The sequence below is a fragment of the Stenotrophomonas sp. PUT21 genome, assembly GCF_052232875.1.
Taxonomy (GTDB): Bacteria; Pseudomonadota; Gammaproteobacteria; order Xanthomonadales; family Xanthomonadaceae; genus Stenotrophomonas; species Stenotrophomonas maltophilia_N.
On sequence record NZ_CP197645.1, the window covers coordinates 526,193 to 551,454 of the forward strand.

20 protein-coding genes and 6 tRNA genes are annotated in these 25,262 nt (G+C 66.7%); 15 read left to right on the top strand and 11 right to left on the bottom strand.

Annotation, left to right across the window (positions count from 1 at the left end):
- Window positions 1-6 precede the first annotated feature (6 nt).
- Window positions 7-867 (top strand): ferritin-like domain-containing protein, encoded by an 861-nt coding sequence (locus tag ACTT2I_RS02440; protein ID WP_421100445.1) that lies wholly within the window; start codon window positions 7-9, stop codon window positions 865-867.
- Here the strand turns inward: ACTT2I_RS02440 and ACTT2I_RS02445 are convergent.
- On the bottom strand, window positions 840-2,318 hold the full coding sequence (locus ACTT2I_RS02445; RefSeq protein WP_421100446.1) for a phospholipase effector Tle1 domain-containing protein: 1,479 nt from the start codon (window positions 2,316-2,318) through the stop codon (window positions 840-842). The two genes, ACTT2I_RS02440 and ACTT2I_RS02445, sit on opposite strands and share 28 nt — an antisense overlap.
- A 447-nt stretch (window positions 2,319-2,765) precedes the next feature.
- Between ACTT2I_RS02445 and ACTT2I_RS02450 the strand changes: the two genes are divergently transcribed.
- On the top strand, window positions 2,766-4,010 hold the full coding sequence (locus ACTT2I_RS02450) for an insecticidal delta-endotoxin Cry8Ea1 family protein (protein WP_443096775.1): 1,245 nt from the start codon (window positions 2,766-2,768) through the stop codon (window positions 4,008-4,010).
- A gap of 85 nt (window positions 4,011-4,095) precedes the next feature.
- Here the strand turns inward: ACTT2I_RS02450 and lpxH are convergent, their stop codons facing one another.
- From lpxH to ACTT2I_RS02495, 9 genes are all read right to left on the bottom strand, one after another.
- A complete protein-coding gene (gene lpxH / locus ACTT2I_RS02455) occupies window positions 4,096-4,839 on the bottom strand; it encodes a UDP-2,3-diacylglucosamine diphosphatase (protein ID WP_088435183.1) in 744 nt (247 codons plus the stop codon).
- 46 nt (window positions 4,840-4,885) lie between these two features.
- Window positions 4,886-5,425, bottom strand: a complete 540-nt coding sequence (locus ACTT2I_RS02460) for a phosphatase PAP2 family protein (RefSeq protein WP_088435182.1) — start codon at window positions 5,423-5,425, stop codon at window positions 4,886-4,888.
- Window positions 5,406-6,545: a glycosyltransferase family 4 protein gene (locus tag ACTT2I_RS02465; protein WP_088435181.1), complete on the bottom strand. Its 1,140-nt coding sequence runs from the start codon at window positions 6,543-6,545 to the stop codon at window positions 5,406-5,408. Before ACTT2I_RS02465 ends, ACTT2I_RS02460 begins: the two co-directional genes overlap by 20 nt.
- A 146-nt stretch (window positions 6,546-6,691) precedes the next feature.
- Entirely contained in the window at window positions 6,692-9,601 is a 2,910-nt protein-coding gene (locus ACTT2I_RS02470) for a TonB-dependent receptor plug domain-containing protein (protein WP_421100448.1), read from the bottom strand.
- A gap of 230 nt (window positions 9,602-9,831) precedes the next feature.
- A complete protein-coding gene (gene ppx, locus ACTT2I_RS02475) occupies window positions 9,832-11,358 on the bottom strand; it encodes an exopolyphosphatase (RefSeq protein ID WP_088435179.1) in 1,527 nt (508 codons plus the stop codon).
- A 76-nt stretch (window positions 11,359-11,434) separates the two neighbouring features.
- Entirely contained in the window at window positions 11,435-13,516 is a 2,082-nt protein-coding gene (ppk1, locus tag ACTT2I_RS02480; protein WP_088435178.1) for a polyphosphate kinase 1, read from the bottom strand.
- Window positions 13,513-14,853, bottom strand: coding sequence for a phosphate regulon sensor histidine kinase PhoR (gene phoR / locus ACTT2I_RS02485; RefSeq protein WP_421100449.1), 1,341 nt, complete (start codon window positions 14,851-14,853; stop codon window positions 13,513-13,515). The genes ppk1 and phoR overlap by 4 nt, the downstream gene beginning before the upstream one ends.
- A gap of 98 nt (window positions 14,854-14,951) precedes the next feature.
- Window positions 14,952-15,641 carry a phosphate regulon transcriptional regulator PhoB gene (gene phoB / locus ACTT2I_RS02490; protein WP_019185815.1) on the bottom strand — a complete coding sequence of 230 codons (690 nt, stop codon included), beginning with the start codon at window positions 15,639-15,641 and terminating at the stop codon, window positions 14,952-14,954.
- A 122-nt stretch (window positions 15,642-15,763) separates the two neighbouring features.
- Window positions 15,764-17,404: a M48 family metalloprotease gene (locus tag ACTT2I_RS02495; protein ID WP_421100450.1), complete on the bottom strand. Its 1,641-nt coding sequence runs from the start codon at window positions 17,402-17,404 to the stop codon at window positions 15,764-15,766.
- A 142-nt stretch (window positions 17,405-17,546) separates the two neighbouring features.
- Here ACTT2I_RS02495 and grxC point away from each other — a divergent pair, with 142 nt between their 5' ends.
- The 5 genes from grxC (at window position 17,547) to ACTT2I_RS02520 (ending at window position 21,389) form a co-directional block, all read left to right on the top strand.
- Entirely contained in the window at window positions 17,547-17,846 is a 300-nt protein-coding gene (gene grxC / locus ACTT2I_RS02500; RefSeq protein WP_088435175.1) for a glutaredoxin 3, read from the top strand.
- Window positions 17,843-18,235, top strand: coding sequence for a carboxymuconolactone decarboxylase family protein (locus tag ACTT2I_RS02505; protein WP_019185812.1), 393 nt, complete (start codon window positions 17,843-17,845; stop codon window positions 18,233-18,235). Before grxC ends, ACTT2I_RS02505 begins: the two co-directional genes overlap by 4 nt.
- Before the next feature lie 255 nt (window positions 18,236-18,490).
- The gene (locus tag ACTT2I_RS02510; protein ID WP_019185811.1) at window positions 18,491-19,498 is read left to right on the top strand and encodes an isocitrate dehydrogenase; all 1,008 of its coding nucleotides are present in this window, start codon (window positions 18,491-18,493) and stop codon (window positions 19,496-19,498) included.
- Between the two features lie 205 nt (window positions 19,499-19,703).
- Complete coding sequence (locus tag ACTT2I_RS02515) at window positions 19,704-20,402, top strand: cysteine hydrolase family protein (protein ID WP_421100451.1); 699 nt, start codon at window positions 19,704-19,706, stop codon at window positions 20,400-20,402.
- A 63-nt stretch (window positions 20,403-20,465) separates the two neighbouring features.
- Window positions 20,466-21,389, top strand: coding sequence for a LysR family transcriptional regulator (locus ACTT2I_RS02520; protein WP_421100452.1), 924 nt, complete (start codon window positions 20,466-20,468; stop codon window positions 21,387-21,389).
- Between the two features lie 46 nt (window positions 21,390-21,435).
- Here the strand turns inward: ACTT2I_RS02520 and ACTT2I_RS02525 are convergent, their stop codons facing one another.
- Window positions 21,436-22,194: a Bax inhibitor-1/YccA family protein gene (locus ACTT2I_RS02525; protein ID WP_293980389.1), complete on the bottom strand. Its 759-nt coding sequence runs from the start codon at window positions 22,192-22,194 to the stop codon at window positions 21,436-21,438.
- Window positions 22,195-22,372: 178 nt separating this feature from the next.
- On the opposite strand from ACTT2I_RS02525, the gene ACTT2I_RS02530 reads away from it, so the two are divergent.
- The 8 genes from ACTT2I_RS02530 to tig all read left to right on the top strand — a co-directional run bounded on the left by ACTT2I_RS02530 (window position 22,373) and on the right by tig (window position 25,259).
- Window positions 22,373-22,449 (top strand) — tRNA-Pro (locus ACTT2I_RS02530).
- A 45-nt stretch (window positions 22,450-22,494) separates the two neighbouring features.
- Window positions 22,495-22,571 (top strand) — tRNA-Arg (locus ACTT2I_RS02535).
- Between the two features lie 35 nt (window positions 22,572-22,606).
- Window positions 22,607-22,683 (top strand) — tRNA-His (locus tag ACTT2I_RS02540).
- Between the two features lie 80 nt (window positions 22,684-22,763).
- Window positions 22,764-22,839, top strand: a tRNA-Lys gene (locus ACTT2I_RS02545).
- A gap of 171 nt (window positions 22,840-23,010) precedes the next feature.
- Window positions 23,011-23,086, top strand: a tRNA-Lys gene (locus ACTT2I_RS02550).
- Window positions 23,087-23,275: 189 nt separating this feature from the next.
- Window positions 23,276-23,542, top strand: a complete 267-nt coding sequence (locus ACTT2I_RS02555; protein WP_421100453.1) for a hypothetical protein — start codon at window positions 23,276-23,278, stop codon at window positions 23,540-23,542.
- Between the two features lie 106 nt (window positions 23,543-23,648).
- A tRNA-Leu gene (locus tag ACTT2I_RS02560) sits at window positions 23,649-23,733 on the top strand.
- 233 nt (window positions 23,734-23,966) lie between these two features.
- The gene (gene tig, locus ACTT2I_RS02565; RefSeq protein WP_088435170.1) at window positions 23,967-25,259 is read left to right on the top strand and encodes a trigger factor; all 1,293 of its coding nucleotides are present in this window, start codon (window positions 23,967-23,969) and stop codon (window positions 25,257-25,259) included.
- Window positions 25,260-25,262 lie beyond the last annotated feature (3 nt).

Consider the following 25,262-nt stretch of genomic DNA (forward strand, 5'->3'; position numbering starts at 1 on the left):
CAGGGCATGAGTGATGTGTTGGACAGCGCGGCCGGCGATCTGCTGCAGGCCGCGCAGCAGTGCCTGGCCGAACCGGATCCGTTGCGCAAGGTCGCGTTGACCCAGCACTACGCCGTGCAGTTCCGCGCCGGTCGCCTGAAGGCACCGGCCGATGCGCCGGCACCGGAGCCGATCCGGATGCCGGGCCGTCCGGCCAAGCCCACGCTGGTCCACCCGCGCGATCTGCCGCGGCGTGGCCTGGGCAGTGTGGAAGGGCGTGCCGCCTTCGTGCACGCCATCGCGCATATCGAACTCAACGCGATCGACCTGGCCTGGGATGCGGTGTATCGCTTCCGCGGCCTGCCGACCTCGTTCCATGCCGATTGGGTGGCCGTGGCCGATGACGAATCGCGCCACTTCATGCTGCTGCACGATCGGCTGCAGGCCAACGGCTATGCCTACGGCGATTTCGACGCGCACAACGGCCTGTGGGAAATGTGCGAGAAAACCGCGCACGACGGCCTCGCCCGGATGGCACTGGTGCCGCGCGTGCTCGAAGCGCGCGGGCTGGATGTCACCCCGGGCATGATCGTGAAGCTGCGCGCCGGGGGCGATCATGCCACCGCCGATGTGCTGGAGATCATCCTGCGCGAAGAGGTGGCCCACGTGGCCGCCGGCTCGCGCTGGTACCGCTGGTATTGCACGCGCGAGAACGTCGAACCGCGCCCGCGCTTCATGGCACTGCTCAAGGAATACGCCGGTGGCTTCCTCTATGGTCCGTTCAATCTCGAAGCGCGCCTGCTGGCGGGCTTCGATGAGGAAGAACTGGCCGAGCTGATCGAACAGACCGAGCTGCGCGGTCAGGTGTTGGCCAGCACCACGCGCTGACCGCTCTCGGTCGGTCGATTGACGTAGAACAGGCCTGGCCCCGGCCGATACGGCAGCTCCCGCGTGCCTTCATCGGCGGCGTAGAGCAGGGCGGTATCACCCAGTGCATCGAAGTTCCAATGTGCCGACTGCATCAGGTAGTGCTGGCGCAGCAGCAGCTCCTGCGCGGCGTCCAGCGGCAGCCCCGCCAGCAGTCGCGCCGCGATCGGCTGCAGCGCCGCCGGCAACGCCAGTGCAGGCAGCTGGTCGGGCGAAGTTGTCCAGGCTACGCCCGCTGCGGCGGCGTGCTGGTGCAGCACCCGCAAGGCGATGAACTGGTAGCGCGCATCGATCTCCCGGCGCAGCACCACCGCCGCGTAGGCACGCAACGTGAGTTGCGGCAGCACGCTGCGGCTGCCGGCGATGCGCTGCGGCTGCCACTGGTGCCAGACGTCGACCCAGATCGCGTCATCGCCCAGGCCGAGCGCGCGCTGCCAGCGACGGCACGTCGCCTGCGCGGTGCGGTACACCGTGCTCGCGCGCAGCAGCGCCAGCGGCGGTACCTCGCCTGGTGCCAGCCCGGTACCGCGCAGCAGCTGACCCTGGGGCCGGCTGAGCAGCTTGGGCCCTTCGATGCGCTGGTCGTAGCCGCCGCCGATGTTGGCGTGCACGCCTGGCAGGGCGATCTCTTCGTGCTCGGGAGCCACGCTGGTCAGCGCGAAATGCTCGCGGTGCTCATCGCGCGCGACCAGCTGCACCACCGTGTCCGCACAGCCGGCGGGCAGCGCCACGGCGGGCATCTCATCGCGGTGCTGGCGGCCGATCGCCACCACCGTATCGAGCAGCCCGACGAAGCGCACCGGCCGCGCGGCGCCGGGAAATCCCGATGCCAGCGACCACCCCGAGCGCAGCAACTGTTCGCGCAGCCACGCGGCGCCGCCGGGCGCGTTGAGCACGTTCACCGCGTCGCGCGCGCTGGCCGCGCCACGCGAGTAGCCGAACAGATCCACCCGCACGCTGCCGAGCACGCGGCCCGGGTGCGCGCGGGCGAGCTGGCGCAGCGCCTCGGGCAGCAACTGCTCCAGCGCGCGGCGTCGTTTCGCGCGCACGCCGGTACGGCCGATGCCGAACGCCAGCCCCAGCAGGTCGTCTTCCTCGCCGGTGCGCGTGCCCACGCCCTCGATGTAGATCGACACTGCGACCGTGTCGCCGGCGGGCGGCATCTGCCGATGGTCCGGGTACATCGCGTGCAGCCGCGCGATGTTGGTCAGGCCGTTGCTGTAACTGCTGGTCAAGCGGCTCTGGTACGGGGAGGCATCATCGGCGACCACGGCCGGCGGCCGCGGCGCGGGCGTGGTGGCGCCGGGCGGACGTGAGGCACGCTGCAGGTTGTCGGCGTTGTTGCGGGTGCCGTCGAAGAACAGGCCGATATGCAGCGTGCTGTCGAGGCGAGCGCGATCGGGTGGGCTCATCGCTGGCGCCTGTTCTCGGTCCGCATGCACATCCCCCTGTGTCCGGCCATGCTCGCACCCGTGGAATCGGATCCACCGCGTCCGCTCGATCCTCCGGCCGGATGGCCGGGGAGGCGCCTTCGGCATGACGATAATTCAATACGCAGCAATGATCGAGATGTCGTGATCGGCATTTTGTTTTGATAACCAGGCCCGCGTAACGCAAGGTTTGCCTCGCCGTGCCGACCGGTGCCTATTCTGCAGGCCGTTTCCGCTCAAACGGGCTTTCCCATGATGCTTCGCCCACCGGTCTTGAACCGGCGTCGTTTCCTCGGCCTGGCGGCGCTGGGGGGCACCGCGCTTGCCCTTCCCAGGCACGCTTTCTCTCAGCATCTGGATGGCGCACTTGCGGCCACTTTCGATGCTGACTGGTGGTGGGGAGCGTTCAGGGAGCTCACGCTGACCGCCTTGGCGGCCGTCCCTGAAGTCGGCGGGATTCTGTCGTTCTTCGGCGGGCTGTTCATTCCCGCCCACCTGTTCGACAGCGACGACGCGCAATGGCGGCAGTACATCGAGGCGGTCAACCGGATTGTCGATGAAAAGCTGGACGACGCGATCTATCTGCAGGTGCAGGCCTCACTGGCCGGATTCTCGCGTGCGACGCGGTTGTTCCTGTCCGCACTGGAGACAGGGGACGCGCAGCACATCCGCAGCATCATCGATGCACTGAACGTCAGCTTCTCCGCTTCCATCGCCGGCTTCATGCTGAAGGGACACGAAGCACGCCTGCTGCCCCTGTTCGTGCCGGTAGCGAACATGCATCTGGGGCTGCTCCGCCAGGCCGTCCAGCAGGGGCGCCTGCGCCAGTTTCCGCCGGCGGTGATCGTCGATTACCAGAACCAGCTGCAGGCCAGCATCGTCGATTACGGGCAGTACTATGACGATGTGGTGGAACTGCAGCTGCAGGCGGCCGCCAAGGCGCATCCGCATGATGCCTGGGAGCATCGCAACGAGCCCTTGGCGGCGGTCTACACACTGCGCAGCCAATTGCAGGGCAGCTTGGGCGATACACGCGATTGCTGGCCCTCTTTCGATACGGGGCTGTACCCCGGGGAAGTAAAGGTGCACCTGGACCGCGAACTGTTCAGCCTGCTGATCGGCTCGTACTTCGATGACAGCGTGGCCGAGCCCAGCAGGATCGTGCTGCCTGCACCGCCGACCGGGCCCATTCGCCGGATCACCCTGCAGGGCTACGTGTTCGTGGATGGTCTGACGGTGTCGTACGGTCCGGGCCAAGGCCCCGACGGCGTTGACGCGGTGCGCGTGGGCGGGCGTGGCGGGGCAGTCTTCCAGCATGATGACATCGTGCAGCGCGGTCACGTGCGCGCCGTACAGGTCCGAAATGGGTACGCGGTGGATACCGTCGCGCTGGAGTACGGCGATGGCAGCCGTTCGGAACAGGTGGGGGGCGACCGCGGCTATCCGGATCCGCGCCCGGCCACCCGGCTGGCCTTCCCGGGTCACCACTTGTCCAGCGTCATCGGGTTCGGCACGGCCGCCGGCTATGGTGGGGTTCTGTCCGGCTGCATGTTCGGCTTCCAGCTCGACGAGCCGACCGCGCCCGTCGCACTGGACAGGCAGGTACGGGATCGCTTGCAGCGCGTCTGGCCGACCGGGCTGCATCCGGCGCTGCAGGACAGTCCAAAAGGCTGAACCAGGATGCGGTCGAGCGCCGTTCCGGGATCCCGTCCGTGTCTCTGCAGCGGGCGCGGCATGACATCGCCACGCCGCCGCGGGGTCAGTTCGCCAGCGAATCCAGCGTCCAGCCTTCCGGCGTGACGCGCAGTACCGAACCCTGTTCGTACCAGTCGCCGAGCACGATGCGCGTGCAGTCGCGGCCGCTGACCTGCAGGGCGTGGATGGCGGGGCGGTGGGTATGGCCGTGGATCAGGGTGTCCACGCCGTAGCGACCAAACGTGGCGTCCACTTCTGCAGGGGCAACATCGGTGACGGTCTCGAACTGGGCGCGGTCACCCTGCTTCATCTCCGACTGGCGCGCCTGGCTGGCATCGCGCGCCTTCTGCGCGAAGGCGATGCGCGCGGCCAGCGGCTGCGACAGGAACTGCGCCTGGAACACCGGGTCGCGGGTCTGCGCGCGGAACTGCTGGTAGGCGATGTCATCGGTGCACAGCAGGTCGCCGTGCTGCAGCAGCACCGGGCGGCCGTACAGATCGATGACGCTGGGGTCGGGCAGGATCGTGAACCCGGCGCGCCGCGCGTAGTCCTCGCCGACCAGGAAGTCGCGGTTGCCGCGGATGAAATACACCGGCACGCCGGCATCGGCCACGGCATGCAGCGCCATCGCGACCGCATCGGCGGCCGGGGAGGGCGTGTCATCGCCGATCCAGGCTTCGAACAGATCGCCCAGGATGTACAGGGCATCGGCCTGCATCGCTTCATCGCGCAGGAACGCCAGGAACAGGTCGGTGATGGCTGGACGACTCGGGTCCAGGTGCAGATCGGAGATGAACAGCGTGGTCATGCACGCATTGTAAAACGCAGGTGCGCGATGCGCGCGTGCCGGTTTCTCAGACCGGCAACGGCAGCCATTGAAGACTGGCAGCCGCCAGCAGACCGGCGATCCCGGTCGCGGCCAGCACATCGCTGGGGTAGTGCAGGCCCAGCACCACCCGCGACAGCCCGATCAGGACGGTGAAGGGCACCAGCACCGGGGCCAGCCACGGGTAGTAGGCCAGCGCGACGATCGTGAAGGACACCGCGTGCAGGGTGTGCCCGGACGGGAAGCTGAACTCGTCCAGCGGCGCCACCCAGGCCCGGATGCGCAGATCCGCGGCAAATGGCCGCGGGCGTCGCGTCCAGCGCTTGAGGCCCTTGTACAGCAGCAGTGCCATCAAGCCGGTGGCGGCCATGTGCAACGAAGCGCGCAGGCCGTCGAAGCCGTCCAGCAGCACCAGCGCGCCCATCAGCGCGTACCAGAATGCGCCATCCCCCAGGCGGCTGATCACCGCGAAGGCATGGCGGATCCGGCGGTGCCGGCAATAGTGGTTGGCGCGGCGGCACCAGCGGGTTTCGTGGCCGCGCAGTGCGTCAAGCGGCGTGGTCGGCATGCGGCCTCCGGGCCTGGGCCAGTTCGGCAAGCAGGGCATCGAACTCGGCGACCACGTGCTGCGGATGCAGCCGTTTCATCGCGGTGGCGGCATTGCGGCCGAGCCGATGGCGCACTGCATCGTCGCCGGCCAGCTGCACGGCGGCGGTCACAAATTCGCTGTCGTCATTCACGGCGATGCCGTTCTCATCGGTACGCAGGTATTCGCGGGCGGCGCCGTAGTCGAAGGCGACCGTGGCCAGGCCACTGGCCATGGCTTCAAGGGTCACGTTGCCGAAGGTTTCGCTGCGGCTGGGGAAAAGGAACAGATCGCCGCTGGCGAAATGCCGCGCCAGCGCGTCCCCGCGCTGCACACCGCAGAAGATGAAATCCGGGTTGTCGTGGGCCAGCTTGGCGCGCGCTGGGCCATCGCCGACGAAGACGAAGCGCGCCTTCGGCCGTACCTGCTGCAGGCGCCGGAAGGCCTTGACCGCCAGGCCGAGGTTCTTCTCCGGCGCGATGCGGCCGACGTAGATCGCCGCGAAGCCGTTACCGTCGATGCCCCATTCCTCGCGCAGCGCCGGGTCGCGCCGCTCGGGCTCGAACTGGCTGCTGTCCACCGCGCGCGCCAGCAGGCGGACCCGGTCGAAGCCCTGCTCGCCGAGGAATTGCTGCAGCTCCTGGGTCGGCACCAGGGTGGCATCGGCCTGGTTGTGGAAGCGCCGCATCCAGCGCAGTGCGGCTGCCTGCAGCCAGGCCACGCCGTAGTCGGGCAGGTACTCGTCGAAGCGGGTATGGAAGCCGGTCGCGACCGGAATGCCGAGGCGCCGTGCGGTCCGCAGGGCCGACCAGCCCAGTGGACCTTCGGTGGCGATGTAGATCGCGTCCGGACGCTGCTGCTGCCACTGGCGGCTCAGGCGGGACGGCGCGGGCAGACCGAAGCGCAGGCCGGGGTAGCGCGGCAGGCTGGCACCGCTGACCAGCACGGTGCCTTCGGCGGCATCGACATCGCACGGCTGCCGGGGCCGGACCAGATCGACCTGGTGGCCGGCGGCACGCAGGCCCAGTTCCAGGCCCTGCACGGTCAAGGCGACGCCGTTGACTTCCGGGGGATAGGTTTCGGTGACGATGGCATAGCGCATGGCGGGCCTCCGGTATGCCACGCATGCTGGGGCCGGGCGATGTAGCCGACATGACCGCCGTATGACGCCCGGATGACGCGCGCGCCGGCAAAAAAAAGCCACGGCCCCGAAGGGCCGTGGCGATCAGCAGTGTTACCCGGCGGCGATCAGAAGCGCTGCTGGTACTTCATGTACATGAAACGGCCGATGTCATAGCCGCCGTAATACGAGAAGGCCGAGTTCGGCTGGCTGTACATGATCGGCCCGTATTTCTCGAACACGTTGTTGGCGCCGACCGAGACGGTGGCGTCCCACGGCAGGGTGTAACGGAACTGTATGTCGTGGAAGGTGACCGAGCCGCGCCGGTTGTAGTCGCGCGAGCCGGCATACCACGGCGCCTGCACACCCGGGTCGGAGCATTCGTCCGGCCGGGTCTTGGCGTTGATGCAGCGCTCCTTCACGCCGGAGTAGTAGCGGGCGGTCCAGCTCACCCCGAAGTTCTCCAGGTCCCAGCCCAGGGTCAGGTTGGAGCGCACGCGGAAGCCGCTGCCGATGCCATTTTTCGTTTCGGGCACCACATCTAGCTCATTGGTCGTGCGCGACAGGTAGGAGCTCACGTAGGTCGTCGTCCACCCCGTGCTGAACTTGCCATACCCGGTATCCAGGTGGTGGCTGAGCTCCAGGTCGTAGCCTTCGGTTTCCATGAAGCCGGAGTTGCGCTTGCCGTACTTCAGATTGTCCACGATGCCGGTGACTGGATCGCGGGTGAAGTCGTTGCAGCGCGAGGCGATGCCCAGCTCATAGCAGTCGCGCAGCATGTCGTTGGGGTGATCGTTGACGATGGTGTTGTCGATGCGGATCTTCCACCAGTCCAGTGCCACGTTGAGATTGGGCACGAAGGACGGGCTCCAGACCAGGCCCAGGGTGCGGCTGGTCGAGGTTTCCGGCTGCAGGTCGGGGTTGGAGCCGTTGGTGAACGGCACCGGGGTCTGGTCGCTGCTGCTGGTGATCGGGACGCCGCCCTGACGCAGCTGGCGGTAGGTGTCCGCATTGGTGATGACCGCGGCGCAGCGGGCGCGCACCTCGGCACTGCTGGCCGACGCACCGTAGACGGTGTCACAGGGATCACGGTAACCGGTGGTGAAGGTTTCCGAACCGCCACCATACAGATCAGAGATGGTCGGCGCGCGGAAGCCCTGCGCCCAGGTGCCACGCACCAGCAACTGCTCGATCGGCTTCCACTTGAAGCCGAACTTGCTGTTGAGGGTGGCGCCGAAGGTGCTGTAGTCCGAGTGGCGGGTGGCGGCGCTCAGGCTCAGCTCGCGCGCACCCGGCAGGTCGGCCAGGATCGGCACGCTCACCTCCAGGTAGGCCTCGTTGACCTTGTAGTCGCCGCCGGTCGGGCCAGCGGCCAGGTTGGTGGTGGCGCCGCTCTGGGCCAGCGGATCGGGGATGAACTCACCGGCCTCCTTGCGGGTTTCCACGCCAAAGGCGAAGCCCAGGTCGCCGGCCGGCAGCGTCATCACCGTGCCGGCGATGCTGGCGAAGGCGTTGCGGGTGGTGGTTTTGCCGCGGGAAACTTCGGGTGGGAACAGATAGTCGATCAGCGCCGGGTTGCCGGTCAGCCCATTGGGATCGTTGCTACCGTAGGGCGCCAGCGGGTTCCAGGGGATGCAGCCGGCAATCGGCGCACCCGGAACGCCACATTCCACCTTGCCGGTGGCCTCGTTGTAGTACGACGGGCCGACCGCGTTCTTGACGCGTTCCTTGTTGAGGTTGCCGGTGGCGGACTGCACCAGTTCGCTGCGGTTGTACTGGTAGCCCACTTCCCAATCGAAGTAGCGCTCGCCCACCTCGAAGCTGCCTTCCAGCGCCGCTACGGCGCGCCAGGTGGTCAGGTCGCTGGTGCTGACCCGGGGGACTTCCCAGGTGCGACGATTCCAGGCGATGTCGGTGGGTTTCTCATATCCATGGTGATTGCCGAACGGATTGAACCAGCTGTCGGCCGACATCCGCCCGATGCCGGCGGTGGAGGACTGCAGCGGATAGCCGGCGATCTGGCGGGTGGACGTGCGCTTGTTGTAACCCAGCTGAGTGGTCAGGCGGATGTCATCGGTCAACTCCACCCGGCCATCCAGGAACAGCGAATCGCGCTTGAGCGGCGAGATCAGGTGCATCTGTTCCTGCGCGTTGCTGACATCGCCGGTGATCGGGGTCAGGTCGCTGAGATGGTAGTTGGCCGGGTTGGTCGGGTCGGTGCCGCGGTCCAGCGAATAGTTGCAGCCCGCCGCGGCGGTACAGCCGGGCCCTTTCAGGCCGTTGATCTGGCCCCACTGGCTGATCTGGGTCCAGCCATCGCCGGGATGGCGGCTGGTGTTCTGGGACTCGCTGAACCAGCGATCGCGTGCCCAGACGCCCTTCTCTTCGGTGTGCTCGGCCGAGAAGGTCAGCGACGCGCGGTCATTGGACCAGCCGGCCACGACATCCACGCTGTTGCGCGCGCCATCGCCCTGGCTGTACTGGCCGTGGTAGACATTGGCGGTGACGCCGTCGACGTTGCTGCGGGTGATGATGTTGATCACGCCGGCCATGGCGTCGGAGCCGTAGATCGCCGACGCGCCGTCTTTCAGCACTTCCATGCGTTCGATCGCCGAGACCGGCACGCTGGAGATGTCCTGGTAGCCGCCGGTGTTGATGCCCAGGCGCTTGCCGTTGATCAGCACCAGGGTGCGCTGTGCGCCCAGGTTGCGCATGTCGATGTAGGTGCCACCGGCGTTCTCGCCAGCGGCCAGTACGTTGGAGCGGCTGATCGCGGGGCTGCCCACGGCGGTCAGGTTCTGCAGAATGTCGGCCACAGAACTGAAGCCCTGGCGCTCGATGTCGGCGCGGCTGATCGACAGCACCGGCTGGGCCGATTCCACATCGACCTGGCGGATGCGTGACCCGGTGATCTCGATGCGGTCCAGCGTGGTCGGGGTGGCGTCCTGGGCAAGGGCGGCAGTGGAGGCCAGGCCAGCGGTGCCGGCAACCAGGGCAAGGCGGACCGCCTGCCCCAGCGGGGTGATGGATGAAGACATGATCGACTCTCTCTCTAATCGGAACGACGTCCAAGAAGTCGGCGGACCCAAGTACCGCCTTCCTCAAAAATCCAGCCGTGTGAAGGCCGGTGTCCCGAGAGTAGATCGATTCGTTAAGTACTCATGAAGAACATGTGAGGGCGTTCTCACAAATACATCATGCGTCACGCGTTCTGCGAATTCAGCCCATGAATTGCTGCAGGTGCACGTTTGGAAGCGCGCAAAAAGCGTCAGGCAACGAAGGGGCGGAACTGCACACCGAGTCCTGCCATGCCCTCGGTTTCCCCGATCAGATCCGCGCGCAGCAGTGGACGTGCATCGATGTAGGCCTGCGGCAGGATCAGCGACAGGCGCGCGTCATCGGCGGTCAGTTCCAGTGCCGGCATCGGCGTGTCTTCGTGCGCGCGGTTGAGCAGCACCGCCAGGCGCAGCAGCGCAGTCATGCGCCGTGCCGGCTGCAGCAGGCGCTCGGGCAGCGCCTCGAAGGCGGACTTGGAAATGTTGCGGCGATGGCTGCGTACCAGCGCGGCCAGCAACTGCTGTTCCTGCCGTGAGAAGCCGGCGATGTCCGAGTTCTCCAGCACGTAGCTGCCGTGCACGTGGTAACCGCTGTGCGCGATCATCAGGCCAAGCTCATGCAGGCGCGCGGACCAGCCGAGCATGCGGGCATCGTCCGGGTCCAGCTGCCAGCTCTCTTCGACCTGGCCGAGCAGGTTCATCGCCGTGCTTTCCACACGATCGGCCTGCACGGTATCAATGCCGTAACGCTGGGTCAGTGCCGCGACCGACTCATCACGCAGGTCGTTTTCGCTGGCGCGGCCGAGGATGTCGTACAGGATGCCTTCGCGCATCGCCGCCTTGCTGACCAGCAGTTTCTGCAGCCCCAGCGCCTGGAAGGCCGCCTCCAGCACCAGGATCCCGCCGGCGATGATCGGGCGGCGATCGGCGGACAGGCCGGGCAGGTTGATGTCTTCGATGCGCTTGGCCTTGAGCAGTTCATCGCGCAGCTGCGGCAAGGCTTCGGCGGTGATCGCGCCCTTGCTCAGTTTCATGGTGGCGCAGATTTCGCTGATCGCCTTGTGCGTGCCCGACGAGCCCAGTGCTTCATGCCAGCCCAGTGCGCGGTACTTGTTGGCGAACTGCTGGAATTCCGCGCCGATCTCGGTCAGGGCGTCCTTCCAGCGCTTCTTGCTCAGCTTGCCGCCGGGGAAGAAGCGCCGCGTGCTGGCGATGCAGCCGGCCTGCAGGCTCTCGCGCTCTAGCGTCTGCATGCCCTGGCCGATGATGAATTCCGTGGAACCGCCGCCGATGTCGATCACCAGCCGGCGCTGGTCTGCCTTGGGCGGCTGCGCGTGGGCCACGCCCAGGTAGATCAGGCGGGCCTCTTCGCGGCCACTGACCACTTCAATCGCATGCCCCAGCGCGGTTTCGGCCGGCATCAGGAAGGCCTGCGGCGAGCGCAGCTGCCGGACCGTGTTGGTGGCCAGGGCACGGACCCGCACCGAGGGGATCGCACGGATGCGCTGGCCGAACCGGGCCAGGCATTCCAGCGCGCGCTGGCGGGCCTCGGCGGACAGGCCACCTTTGCCATCCAGACCGTCGGCCATGCGCACGGTCTCGCGCAGGCGGTCGACCACCCGCAACTGCCCGAGGGTGTATCGCGCGATGACCATATGGAAACTGTTGGATCCCAGGTCGATGGCGGCGAGCAGGTCGCCATCCTGCAGAGCGGGCGGAGTCGTGGAGGTATGCGGCATGGACGAATGTTAGCCGAAGGCAGGGCCCCCGCGTCACCGCACCGCCTTCACAGCGGATGCGACGCGGGGTCGCAGGCTACAGACCCTGCAGCAGGGCCATCTGCGCCGCGTGCGGCGGCTCGTCGTGGCCCGGCGTGCACTTGATGTAGCTGCCGTCGGCCTGCAGTTCCCAGGCGTTGAGGTTGTCGTCCAGGTAGTTCTGCAGCACGTCGCGGTAGACCTTGCGCGCCAGCTCCGGATCCAGGATGGGGAAGCAGGTCTCGACCCGGCGCAGCAGGTTGCGCTCCAGCCAGTCCGCGCTGGCGCAGAACAGCTCCGAGGCGCCGTCGTTGCCAAACCAGTAGACCCGGCTGTGCTCCAGGAAGCGGCCGACGATCGAGCGCACCCGGATGTTGTCCGAGACGCCGGGCACGCCGGGGCGCAGGGTGCAGGCGCCGCGCACGATCAGGTCGATCTGCACGCCCGCCTGCGAGGCCGCATACAGCGCGCGGATCATCTGCGGTTCGTTGAGGGCGTTCATCTTGGCAATGATCCGCCCGGCGCGGCCACTGGCCGCCAGCCGCGTCTCGCGCTCGATCCGCTGCAGCAGGCCCGGGTGCAGGGTGAAGGGCGACTGCAGCAGGCGCTTGAGCTTCATCCGCGGCGCCAGCCCGGACAGCTGCTGGAACAGCAGATGCACATCGTTGCCGATGTCCGCATCGGCGGTGATCAGGCTCAGGTCGGTGTACGCGCGTGCGGTGCCGCTGTGGTAGTTGCCGGTGCCCAGGTGCACGTAACGGCGCAGTTTGCGGCCTTCGCGACGCACGATCAGCAGCATCTTGGCGTGGGTCTTGAACCCGACCACGCCGTAGACGACCTGCACGCCGGCTTCCTGCAGGCGGTCGGCGAGGCCAAGGTTGGCTTCCTCGTCGAAGCGCGCGCGCAGTTCGACCACCACGGTGACGTCCTTGCCGTTGCGTGCGGCCTGGATCAGCGCATCGACGATCAGCGAATCCTTGCCGGTGCGGTACAGGGTCTGTTTGATCGCCAGCACGTTGGGGTCGACCGCGGCCTGCTTGATCACATCCAGCACGGCGGTGAACGCATCGAAGGGATGGTGCAGCAGCACATCCCGGCGCGCGACGATCTCGAAGATGCCATCGCTGTCGCGCAGGGTGCGCGGGCTCAGCGAGGGGTACTTCAGTTCCGGCCGCTGGATCACGTCGTACAGCTGGATCACGCGGTTGAGGTTGACCGGGCCGTCGATCCGGTAGACCGCATTCTCGGTCAGGCCGAAGTTCTGCAGCAGGGTACGCACGATGTCGCGCGGGCAGTCCTGCGCGATCTCCAGCCGCACCGCCGGGCGGTAGCCGCGGTCGACCAGTTCATCGCGCAGCGCAAGCGCAAGGTTTTCGACTTCTTCCTCGTCCACCACCAGCTCGGAATTGCGGGTCACGCGGAACTGGTAGGCGCCCTGGACTTCCATGCCCGGGAACATTTCATCGACGAAGGTCGACAGCACTGAGGAGAGGAACACGAAGGTCTGCGGGCCGCCGAGTTTCTCCGGCAGCTGGATGATGCGCGGCAGCGAGCGCGGTGCTCGCACGATCGCCAGATGTCCGGCGCGGCCGAAGGCATCGGTGCCCTTGAGCACCACCACGATGTTCAGCGACTTGTTGAGGATCTTGGGGAACGGGTGCGACGGATCCAGGCCGAGCGGCGACAGCACCGGCATGATCTCGTTGCGGAAATACGCGCGCAGCCAGCGCTTCTGCCGGTGATTCCAGGAGTGCCGGCCAAGCACGTCGATGCCGGCGTCATGCAGTGCCGGGCGCAGGGTCTCGTTCCAGCAGCGGTACTGCTGGTCCACCAGTTGTGCGGCGCGGTCGTGGATCGCATTGAGGATCGCCTGCGGCGTCATGCCGTCTGGCGCCGGCGGCAGGCCGAACTCCTGCGCATGGCGCACGGCGGCCGCGCGGATCTCGAAGAATTCGTCCAGGTTGGTGCAGGAAATGCACATGAAGCGCAGGCGCTCCAGCAGCGGCACCTGCGGGTCCATGGCCTGGGCCAGCACGCGGAAATTGAAATCCAGCTGCGACAGTTCACGGTTGATGTACAGCGCCGGGTCGCGCAGCGGATCGCCGTCCACGGGTACGGCGACGGGAACAGGAGTACTCATGCGGAAAAGTCTTCGGCTGAAGGAAGGGAGGCGACCTCGGTGCGCGCACGCACCTGGTCGGCATCGAAATGGCAGGAGAACGTGCTGCCCTTGCCGACCTCGCTCTGGATTTCCAGGCGGGCATGGTGCAGGCCGAGAATGTGCTTGACGATCGACAGGCCCAGCCCGGTGCCGCCGCTCTCGCGCGAGCGGCTGCTGGAGACGCGGTAGAAGCGTTCGGTCAGGCGCGGCAGGTGGTTGGCCGGGATGCCGTAGCCGGTGTCACGCACCGACAGCACTACGCCATCCCCTTCGCAGGCGAACTCCACTTCCACGCGGCCACCGGCCGGCGTGTAGCGCACGGCATTGGTGACCAGGTTGGAGAACGCGCTGTGCAGTTCCTTGTTGGAACCCTGCAGGTCCACCCCGGCGGTATCGATGATGCTGATCTGGTGACGGCCCTGGCTGTGCGCTTCGGCCTCGCGGCGCAGCGTGGCCAGCATCGGGGTCATCGCCACGGCTTCGGCTTCGGTATGTTCCTGCGATTCCAGCCGCGACAGGGTGAGCAGGTCTTCCACCAGCTGCGCCATGCGCTGGGATTGCTTGCGCATCTCCTCCAGCATCGGGCCGGTGCCGGGGAAATCCTCCGGGTCCATCATGTCCAGGTAGCCATGCACCACCGTCAGTGGCGTGCGCAGCTCGTGCGAAACGTTGGCGACGAAGTCGCGGCGGACCTGTTCCAGCCGCAGCAGCTTGCTGACGTCACGCGCGATCAGCAGCCAGTAGTCCGGCGAGTAGGGGATCAGGCGCAGGTTGAGGCGGATCGCCGGATCGACCGGCGAGGGCACATCCAGGATCGGCTCGGCGTTGCGGCCGCCGGCCAGCCAGTGCGCCAGCGGCATCGGCTGCAGGCGCTCGACCAGCGCTTCGCCCAGATCGCCCGGATGGTGCAGGCCCAGCAGCGACGTTGCCGCTTCGTTGAACCACTGCACGCGCTGGCTGTTGCGGTCCACCACCACCACGGCATCGGGCAACGCGGCGGCGGCGGCGCGATAACTGCGCAGCATGTCGAGCAGCCGGCGCTTGCGCGTGCGCATTTCCCATTGATTGCGGTAGAGCAGGCGGTCCAGCTCATTCCATACGCCGGTGCCGTCGCCCATGTCCCAGCGATGACGCGCGGTCAGCCCGCGCAACACCCGGCGCAGCCGCCAGTAGTGCCAGGCGAGTGCGCCGATGGAGGCCAGGGCGATGCACATCCAGACATGTCCGACCGCCAGGCCCAGCAAGCCGGCCGCGATCAGCAGGGCGGCGAGGGTGGCGAGCGTTTTCAACCAGGCAGAACGGATGTGGCGCGGCATTGCGGTCTCGCAGAAAGTGCGGTCCTCGGACTCGATCCAAGGTTATAGCAGGAGTGGCCGGAACCGGGCATGCGCGCCCGGCACCGGCCCGACGAGACTCAGGTCGAGGTCGAGAACCGGTAGCCGGCGCCGCGCACGGTCTGCACCATGTTCTCCGCGCCGAACGGTTCCAGCGTCTTGCGCAGGCGGCGGATGTGCACATCGATGGTGCGCTCCTCCACATACACGCTGCCGCCCCACACGTGATCCAGCAGCTGGGCACGGGTGTACACACGCTCAGGGTGGGTCATGAAGAAATGCAGCAGGCGGTATTCGGTCGGGCCGATCGGCACCGGCTGGTCGCCGGCGAACACGCGGTGCGCGGCCCCGTCGATGCGGATCGTGCCGACCGCCACGCTGCCATCTTCGTCATCGTCGCGGGCGCGGCGCATTACCGCACGGATGCGGGCCAGCAGTTCGCGCGCCGAGAACGGCTTGACCACGTAGTCGTCGACGCCGGCTTCCAGGCCACCGACGCGGTCGTTTTCTTCCCCGCGCGCGGTCAGCATGATGATCGGCACTTCGCGGGTGAGGGCTTCTTTGCGCCAGCGCCGGGCCAGATCCAGGCCGCTGGTGCCCGGAAGCATCCAGTCCAGCAGGATCAGGTCCGGGACGCGATCGGCGATGGCGGTCTGCGCCTCGCGGGCATCGCCGGCATGGATCGGGTCGTAGTCGCCCTTGCGCAGGGCAAAGGCGACCATTTCGCGGATCGCGGGTTCGTCATCGACGATCAGGATGCGTTTCTGCACGTGCCCACCGTATTGCTCATCAGATCGGGATTGAGCTCAGTAGACTACGGTTTCATGACAGGTTTGTGACGGGGTAGCCGTTGCCGTCGTGCGCGGCCATCCCACCGTCATCCGGGAGCGGCTCAGCGGCGGTCCAGCTCCGGGTCGTCGATTCCCTGCCGGCGCATTTCCAGCACCGTGGGCGTGATGCTCTCGATCCGGGCATCGACCCGGGCGCGGCCGACATAATCCAGGTCCGGTTGCCGCTTCAGTGCCTGCAGCTGGATCAGTGCCTGCTCCGGGCGGCCACTCAGGAACGCGGCCTCGGCATAGGCTTCGCTGGCCCGGGTGGTATCCCCGGCCAGTTCGCTGGCACGGGCGAAGCGCTGCTGGAAGACCGGATCATTGCCACTTTGCGACAGCATCGGGCGCAGCATCGCCTGCGCGCGCTGGCCGGCCTCGCGTCCCCCCTGTTCATTGAGGATGGCGGCATAGGTCAATGCGACCGGGCGGCTGCCGGGGTGCTGGCGCATCAGGCTCTCGAACCGGGCGTTGGCCTGCGCCGGCTGCCCACTGCGCGACTCCGCCTCGGCCAGCGCCAGCGCCACCCAGACGTTGTCCGGGTGGTCGCGCAGCAGCTCGCCCAGATCGCGGCTTGCCTGCGCGGCGGCACTGTTGCGCAGCCGGCCCAGGGCCAGCCCGTAGCGCTGCGGCTCGGTCAGCCCGTTCTTCTGCGCGCGCTGCAGGCTTTCGTATTCACGAATCACATCGCCCGGGGTGTCGGCACTGAGCACACGCAGTCGCTCGCGCGCCCATTCGAACTGGCCGGTGCTGCCGCGGCTGAGCGAGGTGACTGAAATCTGCATCGAGGCCGGCAGCAGTGGGTTGCTCCGCCGCACCAGCGGATCGGACAGGGCCGGGTCGGCCGGGTTCACCCGCTCCTGGCGGACGCCGCCGGGCACCTCGGTGGTCAGCAGCACCGTGTCCTTCTTCATCTGCTCGGCGCGCGCCTTGGCCTCGCTGATGCGGGTGGTGGTGACCGGGTGCGTCTGCAGGAAGTCCGGGACGCTGTAGCCCCCCTGGTTGCCCCGCATCGAGGCCGACATCCGCTCGAAGAAGCCGGCCATGGCATCCACGTCGTAGCCGCTGCGGGCCAGGGTGCGGATGCCCAGCCGGTCGGCCTCGGATTCGTTGGAGCGGGTGTAGTTGATCTGGCGCTGCTGCATCAGGCCCATGCCCGAGGTGATCGCGGCCATGGTGGCGTCACCGGAGGAATTGCCGCCGGCCTGCTGCGCGGCCACGATCGCGGCGAGCATGCCGAGCAGGATCGGGATCTGGTCGCGCTGGGCGCGCTCGACACCGCGCAGCACGTGCTGCTGGGTGACGTGGGCGATTTCATGCGACAGCACCGCAGCCACCTCATCTTCGCGCTCGGCGGTCAGCACCAGCCCGGCGTTGACCCCGATGAAGCCGCCCAGGGTGGCGAAGGCGTTGATCTGCCGGTCCTTGAGCATGAAGAAGGTATAGGACTGGCGGGGCTGGGCACTGTTGGAGCCCAACCGCGCGCCCATGGTCTGCAGCCAGTCATCGACCAGCGGGTCGTCCAGCAGATAACCGTAATTGCGCAGTTCGCGCAGCATCATCCCGCCGTACTCGGCCTGCCGGGCTGGAGTCAGCAGCTCGCCGGCCGAGGAGCCGATGTCCGGCAGCTTGCTTTCCTGGGCCCCGGCCAGCGGCACGGCCAAGGCCAGGGTCAACGCGGCAGAGAGCAGCAAGGGGCGCAAACGGAGCTCCTGGGGGGAAGACGGACGACAGCGTGACAGGGCCAGTGCAACCTGCAGTTAAACCACAGTGTTGCGACGGTGACGTGGAAAATCCAGCGGACCGCTACCATATACAGACCAACGTTCCGCTGTGGAGTTTCCCGTGAGCCAAGATGCTGTTTCCACCTCCGGTGGCGCACCCGCCATCACCATCTACTCGACCGCGGTGTGCCCGTACTGCGTGGCCGCCAAGAACTTCCTGAAGAGCAAGGGCCGCGACTGGACCGAGGTCCGGATCGACCTGGACCCGGTCGAGCGCGAGAAGATGATGGCCAAGACCCGCCGCACCAGCGTGCCGCAGATCTTCGTCGGCGAGGTCCATGTGGGCGGCTACGACGACATGATGGCCCTGCACCGCGCCGGCAAGCTGGAGCCGTTGCTGGCCGGGCAGGACCCGGCATGAGCGCGGCCGACGACGGCAGCAAGGACCGCATTGCCGAATTCACCGAGTTCCGCCAGCGCATGAACCAGCGCATCCTGGGCGAGCCCAACCAGGTCGTGCGGCGCTTTTTCGCGCTCGATACCCAGACCTACCAGGCCGGCGCGCTTGATGTGAAGACCAAGGAGCTGCTCGGTCTGGTCGCCTCGATGGTGCTGCGCTGCGATGACTGCATCAGCTACCACGTGGCCCAGTGCAAGGACGCCGGCGTGACCCGCGAGGAGTTCTTCGAGACCTTCTCGGTCGGCCTGGTGGTCGGCGGCTCGATCGTGATCCCGCACCTGCGCCGCGCGGTGGACTTCCTGGACCAGCTCGAAGGTGGCGCCGAAGCGCCGGCCGTCCACGAGCATTGAAGTCGGGGCCGTGATGGCCCCGCCGCGGTAGAGCCGACCGTTGGTCGGCCCCGTTGGCCCCCAACGCTCTCGGTACGCCAACGGCCCAGGGTGGAGGAGGTATGCGCGGGCAATTCTGCCTTTCCCGCCTTAGACCAATGGCCCATTTGGGGTCCATCGGGCGGGTAAGGCATAATTGCCGATGAAACTTCCCTTGCGCCCGCGCTTCGCGCACCTCACGGATGGCGCTCCCCCCTCGGTTCGGAATACACATCAATGACGCAGAAAATCACGGTCATCCGCGGTGACGGCATCGGCCCGGAGATCATGGACGCTACCCTGTTCGTGCTCGGCAAGCTGGACACCGGCTTTGAATACGAAGACGCCGATGCGGGCCTGGTCGCGCTGGAAAAGCACGGCGATCTGATGCCGGCGGCCACGCTGGAATCGATCGCACGCAACAAGATCGCGCTGAAGAGCCCGCTGACCACGCCGGTCGGTGGTGGCTTCACCTCGATCAACGTCAGCCTGCGTCGCCACTTCGACCTGTACGCCAACGTGCGTCCGGCGGTGTCCTTCCCGAATACCAAGTCGCGTTTCGGCGACGGCGTGGACCTGATCACCGTCCGTGAGAACACCGAAGGCGCGTACCTGGCCGAAGGCCAGGAAGTGTCGGCCGACGGCGAAACCGCCTTCTCCGGCACCCGCATCACCCGCAAGGGCTCCGAGCGCATCGTGCGCTATGCCTTCGAGCTGGCCCGCAGCACCGGCCGCAAGAAGGTCACCGCCGTGCACAAGGCCAACATCATCAAGTCGACCTCGGGCCTGTTCCTGGCCGTGGCGCGCGAAGTGGCGGCCAAGTACCCGGACATCGAGTTCCAGGAAATGATCGTCGACAACTGCTGCATGCAGCTGGTGATGCGTCCGGAACAGTTCGACGTGATCGTGACCACCAACCTGTTCGGCGACATCATCTCCGACCTGTGTGCTGGTCTGGTCGGCGGCCTGGGCCTGGCCCCGGGCGCCAACATCGGTGAGAACGCGGCGATCTTCGAAGCCGTTCACGGCACCGCGCCGGACATCGCCGGCCAGGGCAAGGCCAACCCGTGCGCGCTGCTGCTGGCTGCCGCGCAGATGCTGGACCATGTCGGCCAGGTCGAGAACGCCGAGCGCCTGCGCAAGGCCATCGTGGCCACGCTGGAAGCCAAGGATTCGCTGACCGGCGATCTGGGCGGCACCGGCAACACCATGGGCTTCGCCCAGGCCATCGCCAGCCGCCTGTAAGCGCGCGGGGCGGTTGTCCAGAAAGCGGGGCGCTTCGGCGCCCCGCTTTTTTATTGCCGGTTCGATGGCGAATTCTTCGGCGATCAACAGGGGTTTCCGTCGATCTGTGCAAGAAACGCACAGATGGTGTGCGGGTGGCTGGCTGTTGGTGCACGGATCCGGCAAGCACCATGCACGCCATCCCAACCACAGCAGGAGCTTTCCCATGAATTTCGCCTCCCTGATCGGCCTGGCCGGCATCCTCGGCGTCGCCACCGCGTCCGCCCAGCCCGCCGCCGAGCCGGCCCACCCGACCATCCGCCACATGGCTGGCGCGCAGGACGCAAGCGCATTGCCGGCCGGCAAGACCGCGCTGCTGGTGATCGATTTCCAGAATGAGTATTTCGCCGGCGGCCGCATGCCCATTCCCGATGGCGATGCCGCCCTGACCCAGACCCGCCGCCTGGTGGACTTCGCCGATGCCCACAAGATCCCGGTCATCCACGTCCAGCATGTGCTTCCGGCCGGGGCGCCGCTGTTCGCCGAAGGCGGCCGCACGGTCCAGTTCCACCCGCAGATGCAGCCGCGCAAGGGCGAGCGGGTGATCGCCAAGGACAACGTCAGCGTGTTCGCCGGGGCGTCCGGCCCGGTGCTGGAGCAGGCGCTGAAGAACGCCGGGATCGACACGCTGATCATCGCCGGGCTGCAGACCCATGCCTGTGTCGCCGGCGCCGCCCGCGATGCCGCGCCGAAGGGCCTGAGCGTGATCGTGTCCTCCGATGCCACCGCCACCCGTGATCTGGACCTGCACGACGGCAGCCGGGTCGCGCACGCCAGCCTGCACGCCGCCGCGCTGGCCAGCATCGAGGACACCTACGGCACCGTGCTGGCCACCGATCAGATCCTGGCGCTGCCGGTCCGCTGAGCTGCACCGGCCTTGGTATGCTGCCGGCACCGCCACAGGTGCCGGCCGCTGCACGGGAGCGTGATGGACCAGTTCTCCGCCATGAAGGCGTTTCGCAGCATTGTCGACGCCGGCAGTTTTACCGCCGCCGCCGAGCGCCTGGACACCACCCATTCGTCGATGTCGCGGCAGCTGCGCCAGCTGGAAGCGCACCTGGGGGCACGCCTGCTGGATCGCAACAGCCGCCGGCTGACGTTGACCGAAGCCGGGCGAGCCTACTACCAGGACTGTGTGGATATCCTGGACCGGCTGGAGGTGGCCGAGCAGCGCCTGCAGGCCGATCACGACGCACCCAGCGGGCTGCTGCGGGTCAGTGCACCGCTGGTGATCGGCACCCTGGAGCTGTCGCAGTGGCTGCCTGCCTTCCTGGAACAATACCCCGGCATCGAGCTGGATCTGTCCTGCGATGATCGCCTGGTGGATCTGATCGGTGGCGGTTTCGACATGGCCCTGCGTATTGCCGGGCCCTTGGCCGACAGCACCTTGGTGGCGCGCGAACTGGCCGTTACCGACATGGTCTTGGTGGCATCGCCACGCTACATCGCGCAGTGGGGGCTGCCCCGTCAGCCGGCGGATCTGGCCCGGCATGCGCTGATCGGCTTTGCGGGCGCGCGTGCGCTGTCGGCGTGGTCGTTGACCTCGGCGCGCGGCGCGCAGGTGGAGGTCTCCCCCCGCGGGCGGCTGCGTGTGGATGCGATTCCGACACTGCACGCCGCTGTGCTGGCCGGGCAGGGCATTGCCGCGTTCACCCGCCTGACCGTGCAGGAGGATCTGCTGCACGGGCGACTGGTGCGCGTGCTGCCCCAGCACCATGCGGGCCGCCGGCACTATTACGCGGTGTACCCGCACGCTCGCCAGCTGGCGCCCAAAGTCCGCGCGCTGGCCGGGTTCATGGCGCGCCACTACGCGGCACTCCAGCAAGTCCGCCCGGTGATTCCCGAGGCATGAAAAAGGCGCCTTGCGGCGCCTTCGTCATATCACGTCGCAACGTGGCTCAGCGCTGCTGGATCTTGGACAGCAGGCGCAGGAATTCCACGTACAGCCACACCAGCGTGACCATCAGGCCGAAGGCGCCGTACCACTCCATGAACTTCGGCGCGCGCGCCTCGGCACCGGTTTCGATGAAGTCGAAATCCAGCACCAGGTTCAGTGCCGCCACCACGACCACGAACAGGCTGAAAGCGATCCCCATCCAGCCGCCCTCGTGGATCATCGGGATGTTGATGTTGAAGAAGCTCAGCACGAACGAGGCCAGGTACAGCAGCGCGATGCCGCCGGTTGCCGCCACCACGCCCAGCTTGAAGTTCTCGGTGACCTTGATCAGGCCGCTGCGGTACACCGCCAGCATCACGAACATCGTGCCGAAGGTCAGCATCACCGCCTGCATCACGATGCCGGGGAACTTGGCGTTGAACACCGCCGAGATCGCCCCGAGGAACAGGCCTTCGACGAGCGCATACATCGGTGCCGTGACCGGCGACCATTCCTTCTTGAACACGGTCACCAGGGCCAGCACCAGGCCACCGATTGCGCCAACCAGCGTGTACGGCATGGCGCTGGAGGTGGGCAGGCCGCTCGCATCGACCGATTGGCTCCACGCGAACGCGGCCGTCAGCACAGTGAGCAGCAGCAGGATGCCGGTCTTGTTGACGGTGCCGTTGATGGTCATCGCCTGGTCGGGGCGGGCCACGACCGAGCCGCTGGCCAGGTCGAGGAAGGTCGACTCGGAAAGTGCGGGATTGCCGCTGCGCATTGCCAATCTCCTTGATGGGGTAGGGGTCCGGCCATCCGGCCGCTGACCCGAGCATAGCCGAAGCGGCCATCGTCGACGGCGACATGTGAATTGATGTGTGAAAACCGTTGACAGATGCCCTGTCGATTCCCACAATAGGCGGCTCTTTCGGGGGGAACCCCGGAGGGAAACAAACCGCCGGGGTATAGCGCAGTCTGGTAGCGCGCCTGCTTTGGGAGCAGGATGTCGGGGGTTCGAATCCCTCTACCCCGACCAAGCCCGCTGCTCAAATCGGGATTGGAATGCGACAATCCGGATCGAGCGCCCGTAGCTCAACTGGATAGAGCACCGGCCTTCTAAGCCGGCGGTTACAGGTTCGATTCCTGTCGGGCGCGCCATTCGGTGCAAGCGGTAGGAAACAAGGTTTTCAGTGGTGGCTGTAGCTCAGTTGGTTAGAGTTCCGGATTGTGATTCCGGTGGTCGGGGGTTCGAGTCCCCTCAGCCACCCCACTGATTCAACTGGTTCACCGAAAGTGAATCAGGGTTGCAAAAGGCAGCACACACGCTACAATGTGCGCCTGAGTTTTTCAGGGCTGTTAGCTCAGTTGGTAGAGCAGTTGACTCTTAATCAATAGGTCCAAGGTTCGAATCCTTGACAGCCCACCAAGACAGAAGCCATCGGGTCCGCCCGGTGGCTTTTTTCTTTTCCAGGACATCGCCAGGCCACATGTTGAACAGGTGGGTCGTTGACGGTCCGCTGGCGCTATTGGCCATCCATTCAAACAAAATGCTTGCGTCGCGCGCAGAAAACCCTGCATAATTCGCCTCCCGATTTTCGGGCTGTTAGCTCAGTTGGTAGAGCAGTTGACTCTTAATCAATAGGTCCAAGGTTCGAATCCTTGACAGCCCACCAAGACAAAAGCCGCCTGGTCCGCCAGGCGGTTTTTTCTTTTCAGGGAGGGCGTATCTGAAAGCCTCCTGAAACCGGGGTCGAACGCGACACCCTGCGTTTCCAACCTGCGCGACAGCGCACGGATCGCACCCGGCAATCCGGTTTCACTCGATGGACCGCGCCCAAGGCGCTCATCGAGGTACGCCCATCATGACTCTCCGGATCCTTGCCGCCGTGGCATTGACTGCCTGCGCGGCTACTGCTGCCACGGCTGCCGAAACGCCCTCCCACGCGTCGCTCGACACGGTCCTGGCCGGTTATGCCACGACCGTGATCCGCAACAATCTTCCTGTCGGCGATTTCCAGCCGGCCAAGCCACTTGTCCGTGTCTCCGTGCAGGGCACTCCTCAGGGCGAGGAGCGCCATGCGCTGGCGAAAGGGCCATCGCCCTCCGGCGTGGCGCTGCCTGCGCAATAGCCCCTGATCCGCGGGGTGGGGCACGCGCTTCACCCCATTTAGCGACATGACGACCTTCCGCTTTCCCGCCCCGCCTGCAACAATGTGCGCCTGAGCTTGCAGGCTCGCGAAAGTGGCGGAATTGGTAGACGCCCTGGATTTAGGTTCCAGTGCCGCAAGGCGTGGGGGTTCGAGTCCCCCCTTTCGCACCAGTGCAGGGCGTTTTCGCCGGCACCATGACCATGGGCACGTCCCCGATCGGGGAGACGGTCACATGCTGGGCCCTGGCGGCCCCCGAGCGTTCTCGGTCCGCGCTGGCGGCGCTGGCGTTTATCGGCGAAACTACAGGGCTGCGGCGGGCATGCGCGTCCACGACCCCGCGTCCAAAACCCGTTTCATCCATCACATCGTGCCGGGGCCCATGCCGCCGGTGGCAGGAGTCAACATGCAAGCTTCGATCGAATCCACTGGCAATCTGGAACGCCGCCTGACCTTCTCGCTGCCGGAAGACCGTCTGCAGACGCACATCAGCGGCCGTCTGGGCGAAATCGCCCGCACCACGCGCATCAAGGGCTTCCGCCCGGGCAAGGTGCCGGCCAAGGTGATCGAGCAGCGTTTCGGCCAGCAGGTCCGCAGCGAAGCCGTCGACGGCCTGCTGCGTGAGACCTTCGACGCCGCCCTGCGCGAGCACGAACTGCGCATCGCCGGCACGCCGCGCATCGACAAGGGCGAGGGCGAGCTGTCCTTCGTGGCCACCGTCGAGCTGGTGCCGGACTTCGGCGACGTGGACGTCAGCAAGCTGACCGTGGTCCGCCACACCGCTGAAATCAACGATGCCGACATCGATCAGATGATCACCAACCTGCGCGAACAGCGCCGCAGCTGGAGCCCGGTCACCCGCGGCGCCCAGGACGGCGATCTGGTGGCGCTGGAAACCTGGTCGCAGGCCGGCGATGAGCGCCTGCCGGCCGAAGGCACCGAGAAGGGCAGCGTGATCGTGGGCCAGGGCATGATGTTCGAGCAGATCGAACAGGGCCTGGTCGGTCTGACCGCCGGTGAAGAAAAGACCCTGGACGTCGAATTCCCGGCCGATTGGCGCGTCCCCGCGCTGGCCGGCAAGCAGGTCAAGGTCACCGTCAAGGCGGTGGACGTGTCCGCACCGGTGCTGCCGGAGGTGGATGCCGAGTTCATCAAGAGCTTCGGTGTGAAGGGCGGCGACGTGGAGCAGTTCCGCAAGGACATCCGCGCCAACCTGGAGCGTGAGCTCAAGGGTGCCCTGATGAACCGCCTGCGCCGCGAAGTCGGCGAGCAGCTGATCGCTGCCTACGCCTCGGTGGAAATGCCGCCGCGCCTGGTCGAGAACGAAGCCCGCGCCATGCTGGACCAGCAGCTCGAGCAGATCCGCCGCAGCGGCCGCAACCCGGGCGACGTCCCGGCCGACGCCCACGAAGGCTTCAAGGACGCCGCCGCCAAGCGCGTGCTGGTCGGCCTGCTGGTCGGTGAAGTGGCCCGCAGGAACGACCTGCGCCTGGACCCGAAGCGCCTGAATGAAACCATGCGCCTGATCGCCTCCACCTATGAAGAGCCGGAGCAGGTCATTGAGATGTACCGCAACGACCCCCAGCTGATGAGTGGGCTGCAGAATCGTGTGATGGAAGAGCAGGTGATCGACTGGATCGCCGAGCGCGCCCAGCACACCGAAGAGAAGCTGTCGTTCCAGGACGCGATCCGCCAGTAAGCG

Coding starts and splice junctions, on each gene's coding strand:
- ACTT2I_RS02440 (WP_421100445.1), top strand. CDS start 7: ATGAGTGATGTGTTGGACAGCGCGGCCGGCGATCTGCTGCAGGCCGCG.
- ACTT2I_RS02445 (WP_421100446.1), bottom strand. CDS start 2,318: ATGAGCCCACCCGATCGCGCTCGCCTCGACAGCACGCTGCATATCGGC.
- lpxH (WP_088435183.1), bottom strand. CDS start 4,839: ATGACCACGCTGTTCATCTCCGATCTGCACCTGGACCCGAGTCGTCCA.
- ACTT2I_RS02460 (WP_088435182.1), bottom strand. CDS start 5,425: ATGCCGACCACGCCGCTTGACGCACTGCGCGGCCACGAAACCCGCTGG.
- ACTT2I_RS02465 (WP_088435181.1), bottom strand. CDS start 6,545: ATGCGCTATGCCATCGTCACCGAAACCTATCCCCCGGAAGTCAACGGC.
- ACTT2I_RS02470 (WP_421100448.1), bottom strand. CDS start 9,601: ATGTCTTCATCCATCACCCCGCTGGGGCAGGCGGTCCGCCTTGCCCTG.
- ppx (WP_088435179.1), bottom strand. CDS start 11,358: ATGCCGCATACCTCCACGACTCCGCCCGCTCTGCAGGATGGCGACCTG.
- ppk1 (WP_088435178.1), bottom strand. CDS start 13,516: ATGAGTACTCCTGTTCCCGTCGCCGTACCCGTGGACGGCGATCCGCTG.
- phoR (WP_421100449.1), bottom strand. CDS start 14,853: ATGCCGCGCCACATCCGTTCTGCCTGGTTGAAAACGCTCGCCACCCTC.
- ACTT2I_RS02505 (WP_019185812.1), top strand. CDS start 17,843: ATGAGCGCGGCCGACGACGGCAGCAAGGACCGCATTGCCGAATTCACC.
- ACTT2I_RS02510 (WP_019185811.1), top strand. CDS start 18,491: ATGACGCAGAAAATCACGGTCATCCGCGGTGACGGCATCGGCCCGGAG.
- ACTT2I_RS02515 (WP_421100451.1), top strand. CDS start 19,704: ATGAATTTCGCCTCCCTGATCGGCCTGGCCGGCATCCTCGGCGTCGCC.
- ACTT2I_RS02520 (WP_421100452.1), top strand. CDS start 20,466: ATGGACCAGTTCTCCGCCATGAAGGCGTTTCGCAGCATTGTCGACGCC.
- ACTT2I_RS02525 (WP_293980389.1), bottom strand. CDS start 22,194: ATGCGCAGCGGCAATCCCGCACTTTCCGAGTCGACCTTCCTCGACCTG.
- ACTT2I_RS02555 (WP_421100453.1), top strand. CDS start 23,276: ATGACTCTCCGGATCCTTGCCGCCGTGGCATTGACTGCCTGCGCGGCT.
- tig (WP_088435170.1), top strand. CDS start 23,967: ATGCAAGCTTCGATCGAATCCACTGGCAATCTGGAACGCCGCCTGACC.